The sequence below is a fragment of the Nocardioides sp. Root240 genome (assembly GCF_001428825.1).
GTDB lineage: Bacteria > Actinomycetota > Actinomycetes > Propionibacteriales > Nocardioidaceae > Nocardioides.
In genome coordinates this window covers 176,347-198,639 of sequence record NZ_LMIT01000012.1, presented here as the reverse complement: position 1 = coordinate 198,639, position 22,293 = coordinate 176,347, and the positions used below count along the sequence as shown (strand labels likewise).

General features: G+C 67.9%; 17 protein-coding genes and 1 pseudogene. 12 read left to right on the top strand and 6 right to left on the bottom strand.

The window, feature by feature from the left end:
- Window positions 1-110 precede the first annotated feature (110 nt).
- The 10 genes and pseudogenes from ASE20_RS17325 to ASE20_RS17280 all read left to right on the top strand — a co-directional run bounded on the left by ASE20_RS17325 (window position 111) and on the right by ASE20_RS17280 (window position 15,023).
- Window positions 111-2,321, top strand: a complete 2,211-nt coding sequence (locus tag ASE20_RS17325) for a HelD family protein (protein WP_056895828.1) — start codon at window positions 111-113, stop codon at window positions 2,319-2,321.
- On the top strand, window positions 2,311-7,761 hold the full coding sequence (locus ASE20_RS17320; RefSeq protein ID WP_056895827.1) for a DUF3320 domain-containing protein: 5,451 nt from the start codon (window positions 2,311-2,313) through the stop codon (window positions 7,759-7,761). Before ASE20_RS17325 ends, ASE20_RS17320 begins: the two co-directional genes overlap by 11 nt.
- 25 nt (window positions 7,762-7,786) lie before the next feature.
- Window positions 7,787-8,707 (top strand): hypothetical protein, encoded by a 921-nt coding sequence (locus tag ASE20_RS17315; RefSeq protein ID WP_056895826.1) that lies wholly within the window; start codon window positions 7,787-7,789, stop codon window positions 8,705-8,707.
- 368 nt (window positions 8,708-9,075) lie between these two features.
- Window positions 9,076-10,032 (top strand): MobF family relaxase, encoded by a 957-nt coding sequence (gene mobF / locus ASE20_RS25645; RefSeq protein ID WP_056895825.1) that lies wholly within the window; start codon window positions 9,076-9,078, stop codon window positions 10,030-10,032.
- 98 nt (window positions 10,033-10,130) lie between these two features.
- A pseudogene (locus ASE20_RS25640) lies at window positions 10,131-11,738 on the top strand (ATP-dependent DNA helicase).
- 97 nt (window positions 11,739-11,835) lie between these two features.
- Window positions 11,836-12,048: a hypothetical protein gene (locus tag ASE20_RS17300; protein WP_056895823.1), complete on the top strand. Its 213-nt coding sequence runs from the start codon at window positions 11,836-11,838 to the stop codon at window positions 12,046-12,048.
- Window position 12,049: 1 nt separating this feature from the next.
- A complete protein-coding gene (locus tag ASE20_RS17295) occupies window positions 12,050-12,259 on the top strand; it encodes an excisionase family DNA-binding protein (RefSeq protein ID WP_056895822.1) in 210 nt (69 codons plus the stop codon).
- Window positions 12,260-12,333: 74 nt separating this feature from the next.
- A complete protein-coding gene (locus ASE20_RS17290) occupies window positions 12,334-12,981 on the top strand; it encodes a nucleotidyltransferase domain-containing protein (protein WP_162261025.1) in 648 nt (215 codons plus the stop codon).
- Window positions 12,978-13,376 (top strand): hypothetical protein, encoded by a 399-nt coding sequence (locus tag ASE20_RS17285; protein ID WP_056895820.1) that lies wholly within the window; start codon window positions 12,978-12,980, stop codon window positions 13,374-13,376. Before ASE20_RS17290 ends, ASE20_RS17285 begins: the two co-directional genes overlap by 4 nt.
- 186 nt (window positions 13,377-13,562) lie before the next feature.
- Window positions 13,563-15,023, top strand: a complete 1,461-nt coding sequence (locus ASE20_RS17280) for a plasmid pRiA4b ORF-3 family protein (RefSeq protein WP_225869130.1) — start codon at window positions 13,563-13,565, stop codon at window positions 15,021-15,023.
- A gap of 11 nt (window positions 15,024-15,034) precedes the next feature.
- On the opposite strand, the gene ASE20_RS17275 is transcribed toward ASE20_RS17280, so the two are convergent.
- Window positions 15,035-15,508, bottom strand: coding sequence for a UPF0158 family protein (locus ASE20_RS17275; protein ID WP_056895819.1), 474 nt, complete (start codon window positions 15,506-15,508; stop codon window positions 15,035-15,037).
- 256 nt (window positions 15,509-15,764) lie between these two features.
- Between ASE20_RS17275 and ASE20_RS17270 the strand changes: the two genes are divergently transcribed.
- Window positions 15,765-16,832, top strand: coding sequence for a nuclease-related domain-containing protein (locus ASE20_RS17270; RefSeq protein WP_082612518.1), 1,068 nt, complete (start codon window positions 15,765-15,767; stop codon window positions 16,830-16,832).
- Window positions 16,833-16,887: 55 nt separating this feature from the next.
- Here the strand turns inward: ASE20_RS17270 and ASE20_RS17265 are convergent, their stop codons facing one another.
- Together ASE20_RS17265 and ASE20_RS17260 are read right to left on the bottom strand one after the other, a co-directional pair.
- Complete coding sequence (locus ASE20_RS17265; protein ID WP_056895817.1) at window positions 16,888-17,805, bottom strand: HNH endonuclease; 918 nt, start codon at window positions 17,803-17,805, stop codon at window positions 16,888-16,890.
- 61 nt (window positions 17,806-17,866) lie between these two features.
- Window positions 17,867-18,313, bottom strand: a complete 447-nt coding sequence (locus ASE20_RS17260; RefSeq protein ID WP_056895816.1) for a MarR family winged helix-turn-helix transcriptional regulator — start codon at window positions 18,311-18,313, stop codon at window positions 17,867-17,869.
- Window positions 18,314-18,450: 137 nt separating this feature from the next.
- Between ASE20_RS17260 and ASE20_RS17255 the strand changes: the two genes are divergently transcribed.
- Window positions 18,451-19,413 carry an alpha/beta hydrolase gene (locus ASE20_RS17255; protein WP_056895815.1) on the top strand — a complete coding sequence of 321 codons (963 nt, stop codon included), beginning with the start codon at window positions 18,451-18,453 and terminating at the stop codon, window positions 19,411-19,413.
- A 23-nt stretch (window positions 19,414-19,436) separates the two neighbouring features.
- On the opposite strand, the gene ASE20_RS17250 is transcribed toward ASE20_RS17255, so the two are convergent.
- Genes ASE20_RS17250 through ASE20_RS17240 form a run of 3 tightly spaced genes read right to left on the bottom strand, consistent with a single transcriptional unit; the run spans window position 19,437 to window position 22,150 of the window.
- On the bottom strand, window positions 19,437-20,300 hold the full coding sequence (locus ASE20_RS17250) for an LLM class flavin-dependent oxidoreductase (RefSeq protein ID WP_056895814.1): 864 nt from the start codon (window positions 20,298-20,300) through the stop codon (window positions 19,437-19,439).
- Between the two features lie 27 nt (window positions 20,301-20,327).
- A complete protein-coding gene (locus ASE20_RS17245; protein ID WP_056895813.1) occupies window positions 20,328-21,467 on the bottom strand; it encodes a sensor histidine kinase in 1,140 nt (379 codons plus the stop codon).
- Window positions 21,464-22,150, bottom strand: a complete 687-nt coding sequence (locus ASE20_RS17240) for a response regulator transcription factor (protein ID WP_056895812.1) — start codon at window positions 22,148-22,150, stop codon at window positions 21,464-21,466. The genes ASE20_RS17245 and ASE20_RS17240 overlap by 4 nt, the downstream gene beginning before the upstream one ends.
- Window positions 22,151-22,293 lie beyond the last annotated feature (143 nt).

Below are 22,293 nucleotides of genomic sequence, written 5' to 3'. Positions count from 1 at the left end.
GTGGTCGTCGAGAGACGTTTGACGGAATCGGGTTCTTCCGTCGGGCCCTTTACCTAGGGTGGTCAGGTGCAAGCGGACCCCCCCACCCTGTCAAGCTCCGGACGTCGTTCATGACCGCCATGCACCCGGAGTTGCAGGACGAACAGGCCTTTGTCGACCGCGCATACCAGCTCCTCGACAAGGGGCTGGCAGATGCAGAGCGGAACATGGGCGAGTACAAGGCACAGCACCGCTCGACCGCCCAGGCACTGCAGCGTGCCTTGCGGATCCTGAAGGAGTCGCGCGGCACCGGGCAGCTGGTCTTCGGCAAGATGACATTGCCCGACGACGAGACGCTCTATGTCGGCCGCAGACGAGTTCGAGACGAGGACTTCAACCCCGTTGTGGTCGGCTGGCACGCGGACGCGGCGCAGGTGTTTTACGAAGCCTCGCCGCAAAACCCGCGCGGGCTGTCCCTCAAGCGGGTGTTCACCGAGGAGGAGCGGCGTCTCGTTCGTGTGATTGACGAGATCGTCGGCGCCTCGGCGGCGCAAGCTTCCGAGGCGGCCGGCACCGGAATGACCTTCGGCGACGCGCTGCTGGAGGAGCTGGACCGCTCGCGCGACGGTGCGATGCGAGACGTGGTGGCCACCATCCAGGCCGAGCAGTACGCCATCATCCGGCACCCACTTGCCGGGGTTGTTGTCGTGCAGGGCGGACCCGGAACCGGCAAGACTGTCGTCGGTCTGCACCGGGCGGCCTGGTTGGCCTTCAATTACCCCGAGCTTCGGCGAGAGGGCATCCTGGTCGTGGCTCCCTCGACCACGTTCCTCACCTATGTCAGTGGCGTCCTGCCGTCGCTGGACGTCACTGATGTGGATCAGGTGGAACTCCAGGCGCTGTACGCCGGCGAAGCAGACATCATCGGTCTCGACGCCCCAGAGACCGCTCGCGTCAAGGGCAGCGCCGGCATGGCAGCGACGCTGGCTGCAGCTCTGCAACAGAGAATTGGTTGGCGCGAAGAGGAGCTCGTCCTGTCTTTGGGCGCTGACCGGATCCGCCTGGATGGTCGTGAGATCCAGGAGATGATTGCGGGCATCGTCGCGCGCGGACTGCCTCACGCCGACGGTCGCGAGGTTATTCGAGATGCGTTGGCGACAATGGCGGCCGATCGCCACCGCCAGGACCAGGCGGAGCAGGGCCGCCCCGTGCGAGCCAATGAAGCAACCATCCGCCGCCTTTCCTCGTTCGTCAACGCGGTCGATCGAATGTGGCCCAGCTACACACCAGAAGAGTTTCTTCGCACGCTCTACGCCACGCAGGCCTGGCTGGTGCGAGCCACTGACGGCCTGATGACGGCCGACGAACGCGCACGCCTCTACAGGCCGCTGACGGAGAGCGTGACAACCGAGCCCTGGACGGAGGCAGACCTCTTCTGCCTGGACGAGATCGCCGGACTCCTGACGCGCGACACCGTGACGTACGGCCACCTGGTCGTTGATGAGGCCCAAGACCTGTCCCCGATGCAGGCGCGGGCGCTTGCTCGCCGATGCCCCTCAGGCTCGTTCACGATCCTTGGCGATCTCGCGCAAACGACGGGGCCTTGGGTCCGTGACTCTTGGACCGAGCTGAGCGCACACCTCAGCCAGGAGACGCCGAGCGTCCTCAATCTTTCGATCGGTTACCGCGTTCCCTCTGATGTGCTCGACCTAGCCGCCCATCAGCTGCCGCTCGCCGGCCCGGGCCTGAAGCCGCCCACCTCGATCCGCAGGGGGCGGGGGGCACCCGAGGTGATTCGCACGGACAGTGAGGGACTGAAAGGCATTGCCGCTGAGACCGCCGGCGCCCTGCTGGCGGACGGATTGACCACGGCGGTCATCGTGCCAGACGCCTGGTACGACGAGTGGCTGGTCTCTGAGGAGCTGGTACCTCTTGCGCCCGGCGACGGCCGCGACGGCGACTTCGCCCACAACCTCACCCTGGTTGCGGCGTCTGGCTGCAAAGGTCTCGAGTTCGACGCCGTCATCCTGGTTGAGCCGGCCGTTTCGTCGGCAGCGTCGGTGCAGCCGCCGCGGGCTCTGTACGTCGCTATGACTCGCTGCACCCAGAGCCTCTCCATCGTGCATGCCGATGCGCTGCCCGCCGGCTTCGGCGACCAGCAGAACTCCGACGAACACCACCGGGTGCCCCCGTCTGCAGACGATGTCGAGGTGGCGGCGAACGGGCGCGAGGCATTGATCGAACTCGTGGAGCGACTGGAGATGAGCGATGTGATCCTGGTCGCGGCGCTAGTCAGGCGACTTATCCAAGCCGAAGACGAGGAGCTGACTGGTGAGCAGTGAGAAGGTTGCCGGCCTGACCGGTGACATCGCACGTCGGCTGTCCTCGCAGATCAATGCATGGCGCAGCGACCTCTTGACGCTCGACCGGCGTCAGAAGTTGGTCTATTTCAAACACACCAAGTCGGCTTCGTTCGAGATCGCCTCCCCCGGCCCTGCAGAGTTGTTCACCGCACTCAACGGCCCGTTGTTATTGCAGGCCCAAGGATTCGAGACCGGGGCCGCTCGCGGACGCATCATGGTCGCCGACAAGACAGACGCCGAGGTTGCCACCGGAGCGCGACGACTCGACCTGACTTCCCAACAGGTCTACGCCGACCGCGGCTTCTGGACCCTCTACCTCGGACTTGGACTACTCGGTTGGATCGATCCCGCTGACGGCAAAGAGGCCGAGGCGCCGATCATCTTGTGCCCGGTCCGTATCCACCGGGCGGGTAGCCAGGAGCCTTTTCAGGTCAGCCGCACGGAAGACGACCTGGTCATCAACCCGGCCCTGCGGTTGCACCTGGAGAAGTCCTTCAACCTGCGCATGCCCGCGATCGATCCCGACGCGACCGGGATCGACTCCATCCTCAACGAGGTCGGATCGCTCGTCGGCGATCACCCAGGATGGATGGTCCAGCGCCGTACGGTTCTCACTACGTTCTCCTTTCACAAGGAGGCGATCTACCGAGACCTGGAGGACCACGAGTCCACCGTCGCCGTGCACCCGATCGTGCAGTTGATCGCTCTGGGCTCTGAGGCGCCGTCATCGGACTCCTTCAATTTCCGCACGCCGGGGACGTCGGGTCCGCTCGACGACGAGCAGCCCCCGGAGGAGCTGATGAGCATCCTCGACGCGGACTCCAGCCAGCGCGCCTGCGTGTTGGCCGCCCGCCAGGGTCACTCCTTCGTCATGGACGGACCTCCGGGTACAGGAAAGAGTCAGACCATCGCCAACATCATTGCCGAGCTGATCGCGTCGAATCGCACCGTCCTCTTTGTCTCCGAGAAGGCGGCGGCGCTCGACGTCGTCCGTGATCGACTCGCCAGTAAAGGGCTGGGGGACTTCACGCTGGAGCTCCACAGCCACGCGGCGACGCGCAAGGAGGTTGTGAAGCAGCTCGCCGACTCACTGACACGGCGGGCCACAGCCCGCGGTGTCTTCACAGAGGGTGAGAAGCGGAACCTTCAGGCCACGAGAGGTGACCTGACGGACTACGCCCGGGCGATGAATGAGGAGCGCCCGAGATTGGGGCGCAGCCTCTTCGCTGTGCTCGGCCGGCTCGCGACCCTGCAGGCCTATGCACACCGACCGCTTGACGACATCGCGCGCTGGTCGACCCTCGGATCGATCGAGCTGAGCAACCTTCTGGACACCACAGAACAGCTCGCGCACGCCTGGAGGCCAGTCAGCGAGGGTGATGAATACCTGTGGCGCGAATTGAAGGACGCCGTGCACACCCCAGCCGAGGTGGAAGGCATCAAGGCGACCACCCAGAGTCTGGCGGAGGCCACCCAGATGCTCGACGAGCGGTGCCGTGCGGTCGACGCTGACCTCGGGCTCGTCTGGGCAGGTGACGAACCGTCTGCACGGCGCCGCCTGGAGTTGCTGCGGCTCCTCGAGCAGCGACCTGATGTTCCCGCAACGTGGCTCACGACAGCCGAGCCCGAGGCGCTCACGTCACGCGTCAGCCGGTTGCGCATGGCAGTGGACAATTACCGCGCGGCCCTCGAGAAGCTCGCCGAGATCGTCGGACCCGACAGGGTCGACCTCCTCAATCCCGAGGCGTGTGACCCACTTGCCGACCTCGGTGCCTTTGCTTCGTTGGTGTGGCGTCCTCGCGGCGACACCGACGACGTGGCGCTGGCGGCGTCCATCGATGCGCTCCGAGGCTCACCGCTGCCCTTCGCCTCGATCGTTGAGGACGTACGCCAGCTGGGAGCGATGCTCGGTGTGTCGACGGAAGAGATCTCGCTCAGGCGAGCCGTCGAGCTCAGCCACCTCGCGGCACTCGCGGGCTCCGCGGCTCTCCCCGAGCGTTCTTGGCTGAACCCAGCCGTCCAAGCAGCGCTCGAGGAGTCCACGAGGGTTCTCGGATCGGTTGTCGAGCTCGTGAACGACCGACGAACGGCCGTCGAGCAGGTCTTCACCCCGGCAGCCCTCGGCGCTGATCTCGCCGGCCTCGACGTTCGCTTCCGCGAGACACACCGCGGCCTGCGATCGCTCAGCAAGGCAGCGCGTGCGGACAAACGGGCACTTAAAGCCATCACCGTCTCAGGGAAGGCCGACAAGCTCGTCCGAGCTCGCCTCGCAGAGGCCGTCGCCTGGCAGAAAGCCGAGACGGCGCTCGACGATGCTGAGCGCCAACACGCGGCGCGACTCGGCGCGTACTACGAGCGGACGAGCACCGACTTCGGACGTATCGGTGAGGCGATCCGCACGGCGCAGAGCGCGATTGCGCTCGCTGGCAACGACCTCAATGCCGGGCCGATGAGCGATCAACTCAGCCGCGACGGACATCCGGACCCGCGGCTGACCGTGATCGCTCAGAGGTTGTTGGCGGTCGCGTCGAAGTGGAGCAGTGGCGCGGTGGCCGTGCTCGGTCCGGAGACCGAGGCAGAGCTGTCCAGCCAGCCCTTGGAGCTCGCGGCAGGTCGGGCGGCCGATGCCGCGGTGGTTTTGGCGCCACTCCAAGAAGCGATTGCTCATGTGACCGGGTTGGCGCAGAGATCGCTCACCCTTGAGGTTGGTCGGGACGCTCGAGTTCGAGCGATAGCGCTCAGTGAAGCACTCGTGGCGATCTTCGACCCTTACGAGAGCGATCTTGCAACCCTTGGTCCTCTGTACTCGGGTCTCACGACTGACTGGGCAAAGCTCGAGGATGCGCTGGCTTGGTTGGCCGAGGTTCGACGGGTGATTGGGGGTCCGGTCAGTTCGCGTTCTGCCGAGCGAATGGAGCGGCCGATTGTCCTGGCCTCCGAGCTGGAGCAACGGATCGAGGAGTGGAGCGACCAAGCCCGCCGGTTCGGCAACGTGTTCAGCACAGCGCGCGGAGCTGAACTTCTCGCGGATCTGGCTGCCGACATCGCCGCGGGCGCCGCACTTCTGTTCGAAATGGTCGACACCTGTGCCGGCGATGTCGCGGAGTGGGACGCCTTTGTTCTGCACCGCAACGAGCTCTCGACGACTGGCTTGACCGACGTGTTGGACATGATGATCACGAAGAAGGTGCCAGCCGACGACGTCGTACCAGGGATCGAGCGGGCGATCCTCCAAGCGTGGGCGGAGTCGGTCATTGCCACCGACGAACGCGTGAAGCGGCACCGTGCCAGTGACCGCGACGCCCTGGTGGACCGGTTCAGAGAGTTGGATCAGGCCGTGGTCAATCAAGCCCACGTCGCTGTCGCTGCCGCGTGCAGTGCTCGCCGTCCGAACTCGGTCTCTGGAACGTCGGCACAGCTGATTCGTCGCGAGGCCCAGAAGAAGTCACGGCACCTGCCGATTCGAGAGATCCTGTCGCGAACTGGGGAGATCGTCCAGGAACTCAAACCCTGCTTCATGATGAGCCCTCTCTCGGTGTCCCAGTTCCTGCCAGGCGACATGACGTTTGATGCTGTCATATTCGATGAGGCGTCACAGGTGTTGCCATCCGACGCCATCAACTGCATCTACCGGGGCGCGCAGCTCATCGTGGCCGGCGACGAGAAGCAGCTCCCACCGACGTCCTTCTTCACGCAAGCAGTCAGCGACGACGACACGGACGAGGAGCTCGACCTTTTCGAGTCGGTTCTCAAGTCCTGCAAGAGCTCTCTGCCGTCGCTGCCCCTGACGTGGCACTACCGCAGCCAGCACGAGTCGTTGATCACTTACAGCAACTACCGCTTCTACGCTCCCGACGGACAGGCGCTGCAGACCTTCCCGGGTGCGACCTTCGAATCACCGGACCTGGGCGTGGCCTCGTACGTGGTCAATGGGGTCTATCGCAAGGGCGGCGCACGCGACAACCCGATCGAGGCGGACGCGGTGGTGGACCGCCTGCTATTCCACCGGGAGCATCATCCCGAGCTTTCCATCGGCGTAGTCACCTTCTCGACCGCCCAAGAGGAAGCCATCGCTGGTGCTCTTGAGCGTCGTGCCGCGACCGAGCCTGTGCTTGCCGGCCTCCTCGACAGTCACGATCGTCTGACCGGCTTCTTCGTCAAGAACCTGGAGAACGTCCAGGGCGACGAGCGCGACATCATCATTTTCAGCATCGGCTACGGCCCAGACGAGACCGGGAAGTTCAGCATGAACTTCGGTCCGATCAACCGCGATGGTGGCTGGCGGCGCCTCAACGTGGCCATCACGCGGGCTCGCCGCCGGGTCGAGGTTGTGAGCTCCTTCCGTGCCGCCGATATGCGGGACACGACATCCGACGGTCTCCGCCACCTCAGGGGCTACCTGGACTTCGCCGAGCGAGGAGTCGCGGCCTTGAGCCTTGACCACCGAGGAAGCCTGGGCGACGCTGAGAGTCCTTTCGAGGAAGACGTGTTGGCCGTTATCAGCTCTTGGGGTTATGACGTCGTGACCCAGGTGGGGAGCGCTGGCTATCGGATTGATCTCGGGGTCAAGCACCCTGATCGCCCGGGTGAGTATGTGCTCGCCGTCGAGTGCGACGGCGCTGCCTATCACTCCGCCGCCACAGCCCGTGACCGCGACCGTCTGCGGGCGAGCGTCCTCGAAGGCCTCGGGTGGAAGATCCACAGGATCTGGGGCATTGCCTGGTACCGCGACCGGCATGGCGAATCGCTCAAGCTTCGCTCCGCCATCGAGGCGGCGATCACCGATTCCGGCGAGCCTTCGAAGTTCGCCATGAATCCCATCGTCGCCGTCGAGATGGAGACAGTGGACCTTGAGGCGCCGCCCGAGTGGGCGGTGACCTACGTGGCCCACACCAGCAGAGCCCACACGTCGTATCCTCTGGCGTCGGTCGAAGCCCGACCGTCGTTGTCGAGCTTCATTGCACGGGTGGTCGAGGCCGAATCACCGGTGCACCAGGACGTTGTTTACCGGCGTATCAGAGACGCCTATGGCGTCGGCCGTATCGGACACGCGATCAAGGCCAACATCGAGTTCGTTGCCTCCCGACTCTCGGTGGACGGCGCGCCCGTGCGGCTGGACGAAGGCGGCTTCTATCGCATCGGTCCCGCGACGCAGGTCCGCGCGCCACGTGAGGACGATGAGGCGCGGACGGTTCTTCAGACACCGCCCGACGAGCTGGACCTCGCCGTGAGTCAGATTGTTCGCGACGCTGTGACGATCGAGGACGACGGCGTGACCCAACTGCTGCGCAGCGTGTTCGGCTGGCGGCGGGCGGGCGGCGATATTCAGGCCGCAGTGGTTGCGTCCGTGGATCGATGCCTACGCGCAGGAACCATCGAGAGATCCGACCGGGGAACGTTGAGAGCAGGCACGCGATGAGCATCGGCCGGCGAAGGATCTCGGCGTGAGGGATCGGTTCAGCGATCCCCGGATCGCCACCCTCGCCGCAGAGGGGAAGCTCATGGACGACAACATGAGACGCACCTTCATCGAAACGCTCGAGGTTGGCGAGGTGGCACGTGCCGCCTACTCAGTGGGCGCTCACTACTGGCTCGAGGCCGTCTTGACCGACCGTGCGCTCCTCTTCATCAAGGGAGCCGTGAAGCCCAAAGTCGTACGCATCGCGCTGCCCGTCGAGGTCGTCAGACCGTCCTCGCTGGGAAAGAAGGGCACGCGAATCGAGACCCCGTTCGGCGTCAAGACGCTGTGGGGCTCGACGCTCGATCCTGACACCTCAAAGTTGACGGCTGAGCCGACGTTCAGTGGAGACCACCCCGATGGTTTGTCACAACCCGGACTAGATTTCGGACTGATCGACGTCGGCGATTGCGTCCGCCGGACCGCGTCGGAGGACGTTGTCACGCTGAAGATCATCGGTCCCGACTCGGCTCGGACGAACGACGAGAGTGGCGGAGCCGACGGCACGACCGGCCGCCGTTCTTGGCGTCAGCGACGCGTTGCTCGTCGCGCCGCGGGGAGAAAGCCGCGGAAGCCGAAGCGGCAGCGGGCTCGGATGGAGCGGGTCGGATTCCCCCCGAGCTCAACGATCTGGGACATCTCGCACAGCTGTGTGAAGTGCGGCAGGGTCTTGACCAACCCAGACAGCCAACGACACCGGGTGGGCACGGACTGCATCAAGTGGTACGGGTCGCAGGCGAGAAAGATCGCGAATCCGGCGTACGACGCTTGGACCAGCCGAAAGGCACGCGCCGAGGTCAATCGCGCTGTTGAGCAGGCGACTCTCGACGCTGAGTACAACCGACAGCGGACCAGTTACGTTGAGGCCCTCGAGCGGTGGAGTCAGGTTCGAGCGGGGCGCGTGTAGTGGCTCGCCTAGTCGGTTAGTTCGTCGGCCACGCCGACCGTTGCCCCGGCGGCCGCTAGCGATCTCGTGTCCCAGATCGAACGCCGCGCCGCGCTCAAGGAACGCGGCTTGTTGACGGATAGCGAGTTCGCCGCAGCGAAGGCCAAGCAGCTTGCCTGACATGGGCTAATGACGACCGAGCTGCCACCGTCGATGCGCCACGGCCAGCCGCTCCTCGCACTCAGTGACGACGCTTGACGAGCTCAGAGAAGTGTCCACCGCACAGCGGCCGCACCCCTCTCAAACCAGCGGCACGCATGCTACGAAGTTCCGTAGAAGGTCCGTCCCCCGGGACGGACCAGCGTCATTTCAGGGGCCATTGACGAGACGTGACGGGCGGTGACAGCAACATCATGCACGGTGGAGTGAAGTTCTACCGCGGGTCCGCAGCCGCCGCGCGCTCCTACGTCGAGGCCGACCACTCCCGCGCCGACGATTACTACCTGGCCGAGGGCAGCGGCGTCGCCGAGCACTACGCCGTCACCGTCGGCGTCGACGGAGTGCGCACCGAACGATGCCCCGACCTCGACGGTGCGAGCTACGAACGCTGGGTCGCCGGGTACGACGTCACCACCGGCCAGGCGAAGGGTCGACTACGCGACGACGATCACACGCTCCGCTTCGTCGAGGTCGTCGTCAACGGGCCCCAGACCTGGTCGCTCGCCGCCGCGCTCCACGCCGACATCGCCGACGCCTACGAGGACGCGCAGACGCGCGCGGCCGGTGAGATCATCAGCTGGGTCGCGCAGCATGCGACGACGCGCGTGGGACCGCGCGGACGACAGGTCCAGGTGCCCGTCGAGAAGATCGAGGCCGCGATCGTCCGGCACTACACCTCGCGCGCCGGCGACCCGCACCGACACCTGCACCTCCAGATCAACGCTCGGGTCTTCGCGCGCGGCGGGTGGCGAGGCATCCACTCCGTCGGCGTCGTCGACTCCATCGAGGCCCTCAACGGCATCGGCCACGCCGCAGTCATGTGCGACCCGCGGTTCCGCGCTGCACTCGCCGCCCGCGGCTACACCCTCGACGACGCCGGCGAGGTCAATGAGCTCACGGCGTACGCCGGCCGGTTCAGCCAACGTGCCTCACAGATCGGCCGCAACATCGACCGCTACGAAGCCGAGTGGCGAGCCGACAATCCCGGCGCGGAGCCCGGTCCGAAGCTGTGTCGTACCTGGGACCGACGCTCCTGGGCGGACGCGCGTCCCGACAAGGTCGTTCCTGCCGACGGCGCCGACCTCGTCCGCCGCTGGCACGACGAACTCCACGACCTCGGCTTCTGACCGCCCGTCGAATCGTCCATGGCGAAGTCGGCGACCGTCGGGCAGGTACGCCGTGACGCGGTCGCCGAGCTCATCCTCACCCGACTCGGTGCCAAGCGATCGTCCTGGAACGCCGCCGACATCCGTGGCGAGGCCGAGAAGGTCGTCGCTTCGATGGGACTCGTCGCCGAACGACCCGCACGCGTCGAGCTCGCCGAGGACATCACCGCCGCGCCGTCGGCACCTGCCGCACCCTGCGCGACCGAACCGACGTCCCAGACCACATCCGCAACCTCACCTCCGACCATGTCCTTGCCGTCGAGGCCGACCTGGTCGACGCCATCGCCACCCGCGCGCTGCAACCGATCGAGCCCGTCGCCATCCGCGGCGGCCAGCTCGACGCCGCGCAACGCGACGTCGTCGGCGCACTCGCCGGCCGCGCCGGCGTACTCGTCATCGAAGGAGCAGCCGGCACCGGCAAGACCACCACCCTCGCCGCAGCGCACCGGGCCCTCGAGCTCCAAGACCGTCGCCTCGTCGTTGTCACCCCCACCCTCAAGGCCGCGCAAGCCGCGCAGCATCAGGTCGGCGCCGACGCCTTCTCCGCCGCGAAGCTGATCCACCAACACGGCTTCCGATGAGACGAGGACGGCCACTGGTCACGCGTTGACGACGCCACCATCGCACGAGCGCGGCTGCTCCCCGGCGACGTACTCCTCGTCGACGAAGCCGGCATGCTCGACCAAGACACCGCCCGCGCGCTCTTCGCGATCGCCGACCACGCCGGTGCCACCGTCGCGCTCCTCGGCGACCGCCACCAGCTCCCCGCTGTCGGCCGCGGCGGCGTCCTCGACCTTGCCGCCCGATGGGCGCCGCCCGAGGCGCACCTCGAGCTCGAGTCCGTCCACCGCTTCAGCGATGAGGCGTACGCCCACGTCAGCCTCCTGATGCGCACCGGCGAACGTCCGGGCGCCGTGTTCGACGCCCTCCTCGAGCGCGGGCAGGTCGTCGTGCACGCCAGCGACGTCGAACGCACGGCCGCCGTCGCCGACATCGGTGCCCGCGGCGACGAGCTGATCATCGCCGACACCCGCGAACAGGTCGCGAGCATCAACGCCGCCATCCGCGACCGACGACAGCCCGGTAGCGATCGGGTCGGTGAACCGGTCACCCGACGAGGCGAACGCATCGGACTCGGCGACCGCGTCGCCACCCGCCTCAACGACCGCGACCTCGGCGTCGCCAACCGCAACCTCTGGACGGTCGCCGGCATCGGCGACGACGGCAGCTTGATCGTCGCCGGCCGCGCCGGCCAACGCACGTTGCCCAAGGACTACGTCAGCGACCACGTCGAGCTCGCCTTCGCCTCCACCGCCTACGGTGCACAGGGCCAGACCGTCGACTCCGCCCACCTCGTCGTCGGCGAGCACACCGGAGCTGCCGTGGCGTACGTCGCGATGACCCGCGGCCGCCACAGCAACGTCGCTCACCTCGTCGCCGACTCCGTCGACGAAGCGCGCCAGCAGTGGATCGAGGTCTTCGGCCGCGACCGCGCCGACCTCGGACCCGGCCACGCCGCGACCCGAGTCGACGAGGACATCGACCGCTACGGCACCCGCCTCCCCGACGAGTCCTGGACCCCGGCGCCGAGGCCACTTGGGCGCGCCCGATCCGAGGTTCGGCCGACAGGTAGTGATCAGCACCGTGTCCGTGGCGTCGGCCGCTGACATCCCTGCTCGGACGTGATCGCTGCCAACCGCCTGTCGCACATAGGTGACTGGAGCGGCCGACGCCGGCCCGCTCGCCAACCCAAGGGAGTCATCGATGAGCATCAAGCCGCTGGGCGTCCCCGACGAGTGGGACGACAACCACATCCTCATGTTCGAGGAGTTCTGCGTCTTCATCCGTACGCCGCAACGCACCGTCCGCGAGTGGCGCCGCCTCAAGCGGGGCCCCCGCTGGTGGCGCTTCAACGGCAACGGCCGCCTCTACACGACCGTCGCCGAGCTCCGCCGCTTCCTCAAGGCAGGGGAGTGAGATGACCGCCGCTGCAGGTCCCGCGGACGAGCGCCCGCGCTGGCTCAGCATCACCGGCGCCGCCGTCTGGGTGAGCCTCTCGGCCAAGACCATCCGCCGCAAGATCGCCGCCGGCGAACTGCGCGCTTATCGCTGCGGCAAGACGATCCGCATCAAGACCGACGATCTGGAAGCGATGATGCGGCCGGTGCGGTCGGCGAAGGACTGGTGAGCGCCAGGACGCCAGTATTCTGTCGGTACGCCACTAAACTGGCATTGCGTCAGAATACTGGCACAATGGGGCGGGTGGACCTCTCCGATCCGACCCAGTCGTTGATCCCTTCCCTGGACGGCGCAGTATTGGCGGTGCTCGTCGGCACCGAAGGCGCGCTCAGCGCCACCACGGTCCAACGTCTTGCCAGACGCGGGTCTCGAGCTGGCCTGTCTCTGGCACTGGACCGGCTCACCCTCCACGGGCTCGTGATCGCTGAGCCTGCGAACCGCGGCCACATGTACCGACTGAACCGGCACCACGTCCTTGCCGAAGCCGTTCTGTCCGCCACCTCAGCCCGCGCGGAATTGCTGACCCGAATGCAGGACGGACTCACCGGTTGGGAACCTGCACCCGTCCACGTGTGCGTCTTCGGATCGTTCGCACGAGGCGAAGGGGGCCCGGAGTCCGACATCGACGTCTTCGTCGTGACTTCCGACGGCATCGACCGTCACGACGAGTCGTGGACCAATCAACTCAGGACATGGGCAGACGACGTCCTGATGTGGTCCGGCAACCGGGTCGAGTTCCTCTCGATGTCACTCAGCGAGCTGGCCGACGCGGCTCGAGGCGAGGAGCCGGTCCTCGATTCCATCCGTGACGACGGGATTGTCCTCCTGGGTCCCGCTCCCGCCGAGGTCATCGCCTCCGCCCTCCGGGGCAGGAAGAAGGGCAACCGGTGAGCCCGAAGAAGCTCGCCACCAAGCCGGCCGACCTGCCCTGGGGGCGTGCCCGACGCATCGTGGCGCAGAAGTACCGCGAGATCGCTGAGGTTGCCGAGGTCGAAGACGGTGCAGCGATCAATGTGTGCGTCGGGCTCTGCGTCTTGGCAGGCATTGCGGCCAGCGACGCGATCTGCGCCGCCGCGGGGGGCGAACGCTACTCAGGAACGGACCACTCCGCCGCTGCCGACCTGGTGGCCCGCCACGACGCCGAGGCGGCCAAGCACCTACGCACTCTGATCGCCTTCAAGCCGGCTGCTCACTACGGCAAGGATCTCCTCAAGGAGAGTGACCGCAGGGCAGCCATGCGAGCTTCAGCAGCCTTGGTCGAAGAAGCGACCAGACGCACGACCTGATCGCCTAGGGCGGTGGAGGTAGCACGGTCCAGGCGATGACTCTCCCCGATCACGCCCCCTGCGCCGATCAGGCGCGTAGTCGGTCCAGGGTCGAACCGGCACGGCGATGGCGCAGACGAATCCGCAGTCAACGGTGGTCTGGGTGTCACGGCTGAACGCTTGGGGAGCCGATGGTTGACTGTCGCCGTGGCCGACAAGACCGACGTCCAGCACCTCGTGAAGCAGCTGATGGCCGGCGCCACTCCCGAGGAGGGCAAGGCGCTCCTCGACGCCTTGATGAACGGCCAGGTCACCAGCATCTTCGAGAAGCTGAAGCGCGACGAACGGCCCGCGTTGCTGCCCGTCCCGGAGCGGGTGCGCGGATTCCGCGTCCGGCTCGACCTCCACGGAGCCAAGCCGCCCATCTGGCGTCGCCTCGAGCTACCCGGCGACCTGACGCTGCCGCAGGTGCACGTCGCGATCCAAGCCGCTATGGGCTGGTACGACTCCCACCTCCACCGCTTCCGTATGAGCAACGACCACCGGTCGGCGCACTTCGCGACCGAGTTCGACCTCGACGAGGGCGACGAGGGCATGCCCGAGGCCGACGTACGTCTCGACCAGCTCCTCGCCGCGAAGGGCGACGAGCTCTGGTACGAGTACGACTTCGGTGACGGGTGGGACCACAAGCTCGTCGTCGAGGCGGTCCTCGATGATCCGCCCGCCACCGTGCGCTGCACCTCCGGGCGGATGGCCTGTCCGCCCGAGGACTGCGGCGGGATCTGGGGGTACGGCGAGATCGCCGCCTGGGTGCGCAGCGGGTACGACGACGCGCTCCTGCCGCAGTCGTTCGAGGACGCCGAGCACGGTCGGGACTGGCTTCCCGTCGAGTGGCACCCGGACAACTTCGACCTCGACGAGGTGAACGAGTCGCTGGCGATGGCGACCGCCGAACCGGCCGGCGTCGGCGGCGAGTTGGCCGAGCTGGCCGACCGGCTCGAACGACGTGGGATCACAGCACTGCGGGAGGTCCTCGGACGCCCGCTCTCCCACGGATCCGTCGACATCGGCGATGCGCAGGCCGCGAGCCTGACCGAGACCTACCGGACCTTCCTCGACATCGTCGGCGACGGCGTTGCCCTCACGGCCGCCGGCTATCTTCGGCCGGCCGTGGTCGAGGAGATCGCCACCCGGACCGGCATCGCCGAGTGGTGGATCGGCAAGGCCAACCGCGAGGACCTGACCCACCCAGTCGCCGCGATCCGCGACACCGCCCGTGCCCTCGGCCTGGTCAGCGTCCGCAAGGGACAGCTCACTCCGACCGCAGCTGCTCGCCGCTGCGCCGGCGATCCGCAGGCGCTGCTCGCCCACATCGTGGGTCGTCTGCCGCTCGGCACCAAGGACTTCGAGCGCCAGGCCGGCTGGATGGTCCTGGCGGTCGCAGGCAGCGGGGCACCGGTCGAGCACTGGCGTGACGAGACCGCGGACCTTCTCTACGACTTGGGATGGAGCCATGGTCGTGATCGGTTGACCCCGCCTCCTCCGCGGAGTCCGACCCTTGACGTCCTCCAGCAGTTGGCCGGCGCCTCCCGGGCTCGGTGGGGCAAGCTCAAGGGCACCGACTTCGCGGTCGCCGCGGTGGCACGTGCAGCGATCCGGCGGACCTGACCGTCGTCGGGTCAGGGGAGCTGGGCTTCCGGGTTGTCCAGGCAGAACCGCTGCGCGTCGTCGTCGTCGACAATCCCCTCCTCGACCAGCCAACGCACGGCCCGCGCCGCGGCCCGGCCGTCGCTGAAGGCGCGCCACACCGACACCAGGTCGGGGTGGCGTTGATGGAGCTCGTTCCTGAAGCGCCTGAAGGCGCCCTTGCCCTGAAGCGTGCGGCTCAGGCGCTCGCCCGACCTGCGGTCGCTGATTCCCTCGGCGAAGTCGACCATGTCCTGGTACCAGACGTACGACGGCAGCGGGTCGATGAGGACCAGGTGATCCAGCTCGTCAATATCGACCGAGTTCTCGCCGTCGATGCCGGTATCGCTGGTCCAGAACACGATCTCCCCGCTCCGCGGGTCGATCAGCCACCGGTGGTCGTAGTCGGTCTGGTCGGCCAGGGCGGAGGCCAGCTCTTCGACGTCGATGGCATTCAGGTCGACCATCTGGGCAGCGTAGGCCGGTCGGAGCTCGTCGCCCAGGGGGTTCGGTGCAGAGGCGACTGTCCCATTTGCGGCCGAATGACGCCGTTCATTCGTTGCGCAGCGGCTACTGAACGCGCAGTCCCGGCCCGCCAGATTACTCGCGTGTCAGCAGACGGCAGGCATGAGGGCTGGCACTCGACGCAGACGAAGGAGCGCGAGCCGCGGAGGTTTCCCAAACCAACGACGGGCGTGAACCAGATGCCTGAGACTGCTGGGAATGAGTGTTGACGCCCGACTTCGTCATCGGCTGAGGGTCCGCTCCCTTGCGAGCGACCATCGAGCCGGTTCTTGGGCTCGCGCGAAGGCTCGGCGCAAGCAGTACGAGTGGATGGCTCAACGGCGCTGGCGGATTCTCTTGGTCGTCCCATTGATGTGCACGCCGCTGGCTGCGCTGCCGCTGATGCCGAACTCGTTCGCTCAGGGCATCATCGTCGGCGTCATCGCCGCCGGCGTACCTGCTGGCATCTGGAACATCACCGTCTCCAGTACCAGTACGTCGATGGCGATGATGGGCGACGAAGCCGAACGATGGACGGCGCAAGAACTCCGACGCGCCATCCGCGGCGACGCCACGAGCTATCTGGTCAATCGCGTGCCCTTTGGGGGGCACGACATCGACCACGTGCTGATGACTCCCGCGGGTCTGTTCATCGTCGAGACGAAGTGGAGCTCCGAGCCTTGGAGCAATCGTCCGGGCATGGATCGTCAACAGTCCGCGCGCGAACAAGTCGAAGGAGTCGCGCGGAAGCTGACCCTGTGGGCGGACCTGAAGGCCCTCCTCGCCGCACATGCCGTTCCCGTGACGAGAATCGTCGCGCTCTGGGGCGGTGACCGCACGGAGACCATCGAGCCGCAGTCAGTGGGAGGCACGGCGGTGATGCATGGCAGCGAGGTCAAGCGATGGATCAGGGCTCAGCCTGCGGCGGGATCCGATGGACTCTGGCGAGACGAGGCATGGAGCGCGCTCAGCCGCCTCATCGAGAAGCGCGAGCGACATGACCCGACACTGACTGAGGTTCCGCGATCTCTGACGGATCACCTGTCGAGAATTGGAGTCACCACAGCTTCTGCGGTCGTCATCTTCCTAGGACTTAGCACGACCTTCACTTCGACCCACAGCGCCCTTGCCCTGATTGCCGGCACGATCCCAACGGCTTGTATTGCGGTGATCCTTCGAAGACGACGCCTGATCACTCCACTCGCGAACGGAGCGCTGATCGCGACCGGGGCCGTTGCCGTTCTACTGCTGATCGCCGCCGCCGCCGCTGCCGCCACGCTCTTGTGAGCACAGGTTCGAGCGAAGTCGACAGGCTTGATGAACCGGCAGTCCCGGTATCTAGTCAGCTCGCATCGAGGAATGCCTGGTAGCGGGCTTCGAGCAGGAGCCGGTCGGGGCGCTGGCTGGGGCTGTCCGGGAGCACCATCAATCCCTTGCCGTGGAACTCCTGGATGCCGTGGCGCAGCATCGGTCCATCGACCTCGGCGAGCACGTCGTCGTTGATCCGCACCTGGTAGTCGGGCGTGATGCCAAGGATGCGCCGGTCGTACGCCGCGTGGTGCATCTTGCAGAGAGTGAGGCCGTTCGTGACGACGGGTCGTCCTCCGGCTCCGTCCTCTTGGATGTGCGCTGCATCGAGTAGGTCGCTGTGGCGGAAGGAGCAGACGGCACACGACGTCCGGTAGGCGCGGAGGACAGCGGCTCGGAAGGGGCGCTGGTGGAGGCGCATCTTGGTGAGCTGCTGGCGGTACGACGGGTCGAGTTCGAGCTCAACCGACGGCCAGACGATGTCGGGCTGCGGGACTGCGTCGATGTCGACGATGAACTGAAGGTCGGCACGCTCCTCGTTCACCAGATAGATCGGGTAGAGCGCGCTGTAACCGCCGCCCTGGACGCCCAGCCACCAGATCAGCGGAAGGCGTTCGAGCATGGCCTCACGCAAGGCCCGATTCTGGTAGTGATCTGGGTCGTCGCCGCGCATCTTGTAGCGGTAGAAACCGTCAGCGCCGACGTTGTCGTCGTAGGGCCGATCGCTGCCCTCGGGGCGGTAGACCGTGCGGAAGGAGAGGGCTGCCGCAAGCTGGCCCGGCTTCCAGATGCCCTGCTGGGTGGGCATCAATCGGACAGTCTCGCCAGCCAGACTGAGGCCGCTGGTGTCTTCCTGCGAGAACGTTTCCTTGCCGGCGGCGCGCTGGCGGTCGAGCCACGCGAAGGCGGCGTGCCTGAGCGCCAGCTCACGCAGTCGCTCGGTAGGGGTCACGGCCGGATCATCTCAGCTTTGTGCGGGCGCGATGATGCTTCGCCCAAGACGGGCGGAGCCCTTACTCGTTGGAGCCGGCGACGTTCGCGCTGAGGTGCTCGAGGCTCTCCTTGAGAGTCGCGAACTCGGCGGGCTCGAGGGCCATCACCTCGGCGATCGAGTCTGGGATGCCCACGGCCTTGGCCCGGAGCTCGTGGCCGGCGTCGGTCGGGGCGACGTGGACGGTGCGCTCGTCCTCGGTGCTGCGGCTACGAACGACCAGTCCGGCGGCCTCGAGGCGCTTCACCAAGGGCGTGACCGTGCCGTAGTCGAGGCCCAGGCGGGTGCCGAGCTCGCCCATGGTGAGGGGCGCCGACTCCCACAGCACGAGCATCGCGACGTACTGCGAGTAGGTCAGGTCGAGGGCGTCGAGCAGGGGGCGGTACGCCGCGGTGACGAGGCGCTGGGCGGTGTAGAGCGAGAAGCACAGCTGCTCGGCGAGGTCGAGGCTGTGCTTCGGCTTGGCCATGGTTCCAGCGTAGGGCGCAACTACCTTGCGCGAAAGATTCTTGCCCAGATACCTTGCGCGCAAGGTAATGGATACGTAATGTCTTGCGCACAAGGTAAATCGCCTTGGTCGTTCACCCCCACCCAGGAGCCGCTGCCATGACCGCCAACCCGAAGAACATCGCGCTGGAGCCGGCCGCCCAGGCTTTCGTCGAGGCCACCAGCGAGCCGCCCTTCCTCTACCAGCTGCCCGTGGCCGAGGGCCGTGCCGCGGTCGACGGTGTCCAGGACGAGCCGATCTTCAAGCCGGAGATCGACGAGGAGTGGATCGAGGTGCCCGGCGGCCCGACCGGCACCGTGCAGGTCCGCATCGTGAAGCCGCAGGGGGCGACCGGCGTCCTGCCCGTCATCCTCTACGTCCACGGCGCCGGGTGGGTTTTCGGCGACGCCCACACCCACGACCGGCTGGTGCGCGACCTCGCGGTCGGGGTCGGCGCGGCTGTCGTGTTCCCGGAGTACGACCGGGCGCCCGAGTTCCAGTACCCCCACCAGCTCGAGCAGGAGTACGCCGTCGCGCAGTGGGTCACGCAGCACGGCTCCGAGAAGGGCCTCGACGGCGCCCGGATGGCCGTCGCCGGAGATTCAGTCGGCGGCAACATGAGCGCTGCACTCACCCTGCTAGCCAAGGAGCGCGGCGACGTCGCGTTCCGCTTCCAGGTCCTCTTCTACCCCGTCACCGACGCGGCCTTCGACACGCAGAGCTACCACGACTTCGCCGAGGGCTACTTCCTCGCTCGCGAGGGGATGAAGTGGTTCTGGGACCAGTACACGACCGACCCCGCCCAGCGTGCTGAGATCACCGCCTCGCCGCTGCGTGCGACGGCCGAGCAGCTGGCCGGCCTGCCGGCGGCACTGGTCATCACCGCCGAGGCGGACGTCCTCCGCGACGAGGGCGAGGCCTACGCCGCGAACCTGCGCCGCGCGGGCGTCGATGTGACCGCGACGCGCTACCTCGGCACCGTGCACGACTTCGTGATGGTCCACGCGCTGCACGACACCGCCGCCGCGAAGGGTGCGATCACGCAGGCGGTCGGCGCGCTGCGCGCCGCTCTCGCGGAGTAGTCAGGCCGGCGACGGAGCCGACGTCAACGCTGCGACTGACAGGCGGCGGCGATCTGCTCGAACACCGCCGGGTCTCTGTCCCACAGGCTGTCCGGACGCGGCCAGTGGATCGCGATGTCGGTGATACCGAGCTCGGCGTAACGCCCGGCGAGGTCCTCGAAGGAGTCGAGCGACTCCAGCCACGGCTCGTCGGTGAAGCCGGTGAGGAGCAGCCTCGGGACACCCGTGACGTCGCGGCCGATGTCGGCGCAGGCCTTCTCGAAGAGGGCGCTCTGGCGTCGTACCTCCTCGTACGGCGCCTCCGAGCTCGGGTTCGCCACCCAGCCCTGGCCGTATCGCGCGGCGAGGCGTACGCCGCGCGGGCCGCCGGCGGCGATCCAGAACGGCGGCCGCGGGCGCTGGACGAGGCCGGCGCCGATGTGGGCGTCGGCGGCGGTCCAGTACTCACCCGCAGTCGAGACGCCGACGTCGCTGAGCAGCGCGTCGAGCTGCTCGACGTACTCGGCGAACCGGTCAGCGCGCTCGCGGGGTGTCCAGGTCCGGCCGAGGATCTCGCCGTCTGACTGGGGTGAGTCCCCTCCCGCGCCGATGCCCACGGTCAGCCGGCCGCCGGAGATGCGGTCGATCGTCCGGAGCGCGGCGGCGGTCGGGATCGGGGTGCGGAAGTTGGGGGAGGTGACGAGGGTGCCGAGGCGGATGCGGTCGGTCACGGCTGCGGCGGCGGCGAGGGAGGTGGTGGCCTCGTCCCAGGGGGTGTGGCCGCGCCAGGCCAGGTGGTCGTAGACCCAGCCGCCGACGAAGCCCATCTCCTCGGCCTGCTGCCAGTGGGAGCGCAGGGTCGGCCAGTCGTGGATCGGCCACAGCACGACGTGCAGGTTGATCGCCATGCGCCCAGTGTGCCTTCAGCACGGGCGTCACGCCTGGCCGAACACTCCCAGCGGCAGCTGGACCGAGAAGCAGCAGCCCGGCGCCTCGTTCGCCACCCGCACCGCACCGTGGTGCGCCTCGACGATCCCCTTGACGATGGCCAGGCCGAGACCGGCTCCGGCGCCGTGGCGGGCGTCGACCTCCGGCGTGCGGGCGGTGGTGCCGCGCCAGGCGACGTCGAAGAGGCGGGGCAGGTCGGCGGCGGGGATGCCGCCGCAGGCGTCGCGCACCGACAGCTCGACGGCGTCGTCGGTGACGCGGCCCGAGACGGTGACGACGCCGTCGGCGGGGGTGTGGCGCACGGCGTTGACGAGCAGGTTCGCGACCACGCGGGACATGCCGGCGGCGTCGGCGGTGATGGTGGTGCCGGGGGCGACCCTGCCGTCGATGCGGACGCCGGCGGCGCGCGCGACGGGGGTGGTGCCGGCGATCGCCTCGGAGACGATGTCGCCCAGGTCCACCCGAGCCGGTACGACGGGCAGCAGGCCCGCCTGGATGCGGGACAGCTCGAACAGGTCGTCGACCATGCGGACGATCCGGTCGACCTCCGAGCGCATCTGGCGGTGGTAGCGCGCGGGGTCCTCGGCCATGCCGTCCTCGAGCGCCTCGGCCATCGCGCGCAGGCCGGCCAGCGGGCTGCGCAGGTCGTGGGAGACCCAGGCGACGAGCTCGCGGCGCGACTCCTCGAGACGGCGCTCGCGCAGGCGGGCTTCGCGGAGCCGGGCGCTGGTGCGCTCGAGCTCGGCCGAGAGGCCCTGCAGCTCGGCGGGGCCGGCGGCGGAGGCGGCGTACTCGCCGGTCTCGCCGAAGCGGCGGGCCGCGTCCTGCAGGTCCCGCGCCCGACGTACGACGGCCTCCCCGACCACCGACGCGAGGGCGACCGCGACCAGGCCGGCGACCAGGCACACCAGGAGCACGACGCCGCGGTCGTGCGGGGAGATGAACATGGCGTCGGCCGTGCCGACCACCCCGGCGACCACGACGCCCACGGCGACGAGGGCGACCAGGACCAGCCCGAGACGCAGCGAGCGGCGCGCGGTGACCCGCGCGACGGCGAAGCCGCCGAGCCCGACGAGGCTGGTCCAGCCCGCGGCGATCAGCACGACCTGGAGCTGGTCGCCGCTCATGGGGCGAAGCCCTCCCAGCGGTAGCCGACGCCCCACACGGTCACGAGGTGGACCGGATGGGTGGGGTCGGCCTCGACCTTCTCGCGCAGCCGGCGCACGTGGACGGTGACGGTGGAGTGGTCGCCGAACGACCAGCCCCACACCTCCGACAGCAGCTCCTCGCGCGAGTGCGCGATGCCGGGGTGGGAGACGAGGAAGTGCAGCAGGTCGAACTCGCGCGCGGTGAGCGCCACCGGCGTACCCCTGATCGTCGCGACCCGGCTGCCACCGTCGACGACGAGGGCGCCGTCGTGGACCGGCTCGGTGCGCGTCCGGGAGGGCTCGCCGGCGCGGCGCAGCACCGAGTCGACCCGGAGCACCAGCTCGCGGGGGCTGAACGGCTTGGTGACGTAGTCGTCGGCACCCTGCTCGAGCCCGACGACGCGGTCGGCCTCCTCGCCGAGCGCGGTCAGCATGATGATCGGTACCTCGCCCTGCGCCCGCAGCCGGCGACACACCTCCAGGCCGTCGATGCCGGGCAGCATCAGGTCCAGGACGACGAGGTCGGCGCCCTCGGCGTGCATGGCCGCGAGCGCGGCCTCGCCGGTGCCGACATCGGCCACGCGGTGGCCGCCGGCGCGCAGGTAGGACACCGCGACCTCGCGGACCGTCGGGTCGTCGTCGACGACCAGCACCTTCGCCACGGCAGCACGCTAGGGCATGTCAGGCAATGCCTGGCGGCGCCGAAGCCGCCCGGCACGCACGCTGGCGGCGTTGCCGATGCTGGAAAGACGCCCAGTCTGACTGCGCACCGGCGCCTTGCCATCGCACGCGCCGGACGCCTTCG

Coding starts and splice junctions, on each gene's coding strand:
- ASE20_RS17245 (WP_056895813.1), bottom strand. CDS start 21,467: ATGAGCGGCGACCAGCTCCAGGTCGTGCTGATCGCCGCGGGCTGGACC.
- ASE20_RS17300 (WP_056895823.1), top strand. CDS start 11,836: ATGAGCATCAAGCCGCTGGGCGTCCCCGACGAGTGGGACGACAACCAC.
- ASE20_RS17275 (WP_056895819.1), bottom strand. CDS start 15,508: ATGGTCGACCTGAATGCCATCGACGTCGAAGAGCTGGCCTCCGCCCTG.
- ASE20_RS17255 (WP_056895815.1), top strand. CDS start 18,451: ATGACCGCCAACCCGAAGAACATCGCGCTGGAGCCGGCCGCCCAGGCT.
- ASE20_RS17260 (WP_056895816.1), bottom strand. CDS start 18,313: ATGGCCAAGCCGAAGCACAGCCTCGACCTCGCCGAGCAGCTGTGCTTC.
- ASE20_RS17250 (WP_056895814.1), bottom strand. CDS start 20,300: ATGGCGATCAACCTGCACGTCGTGCTGTGGCCGATCCACGACTGGCCG.
- ASE20_RS17325 (WP_056895828.1), top strand. CDS start 111: ATGACCGCCATGCACCCGGAGTTGCAGGACGAACAGGCCTTTGTCGAC.
- ASE20_RS17295 (WP_056895822.1), top strand. CDS start 12,050: ATGACCGCCGCTGCAGGTCCCGCGGACGAGCGCCCGCGCTGGCTCAGC.
- ASE20_RS17270 (WP_082612518.1), top strand. CDS start 15,765: ATGAGTGTTGACGCCCGACTTCGTCATCGGCTGAGGGTCCGCTCCCTT.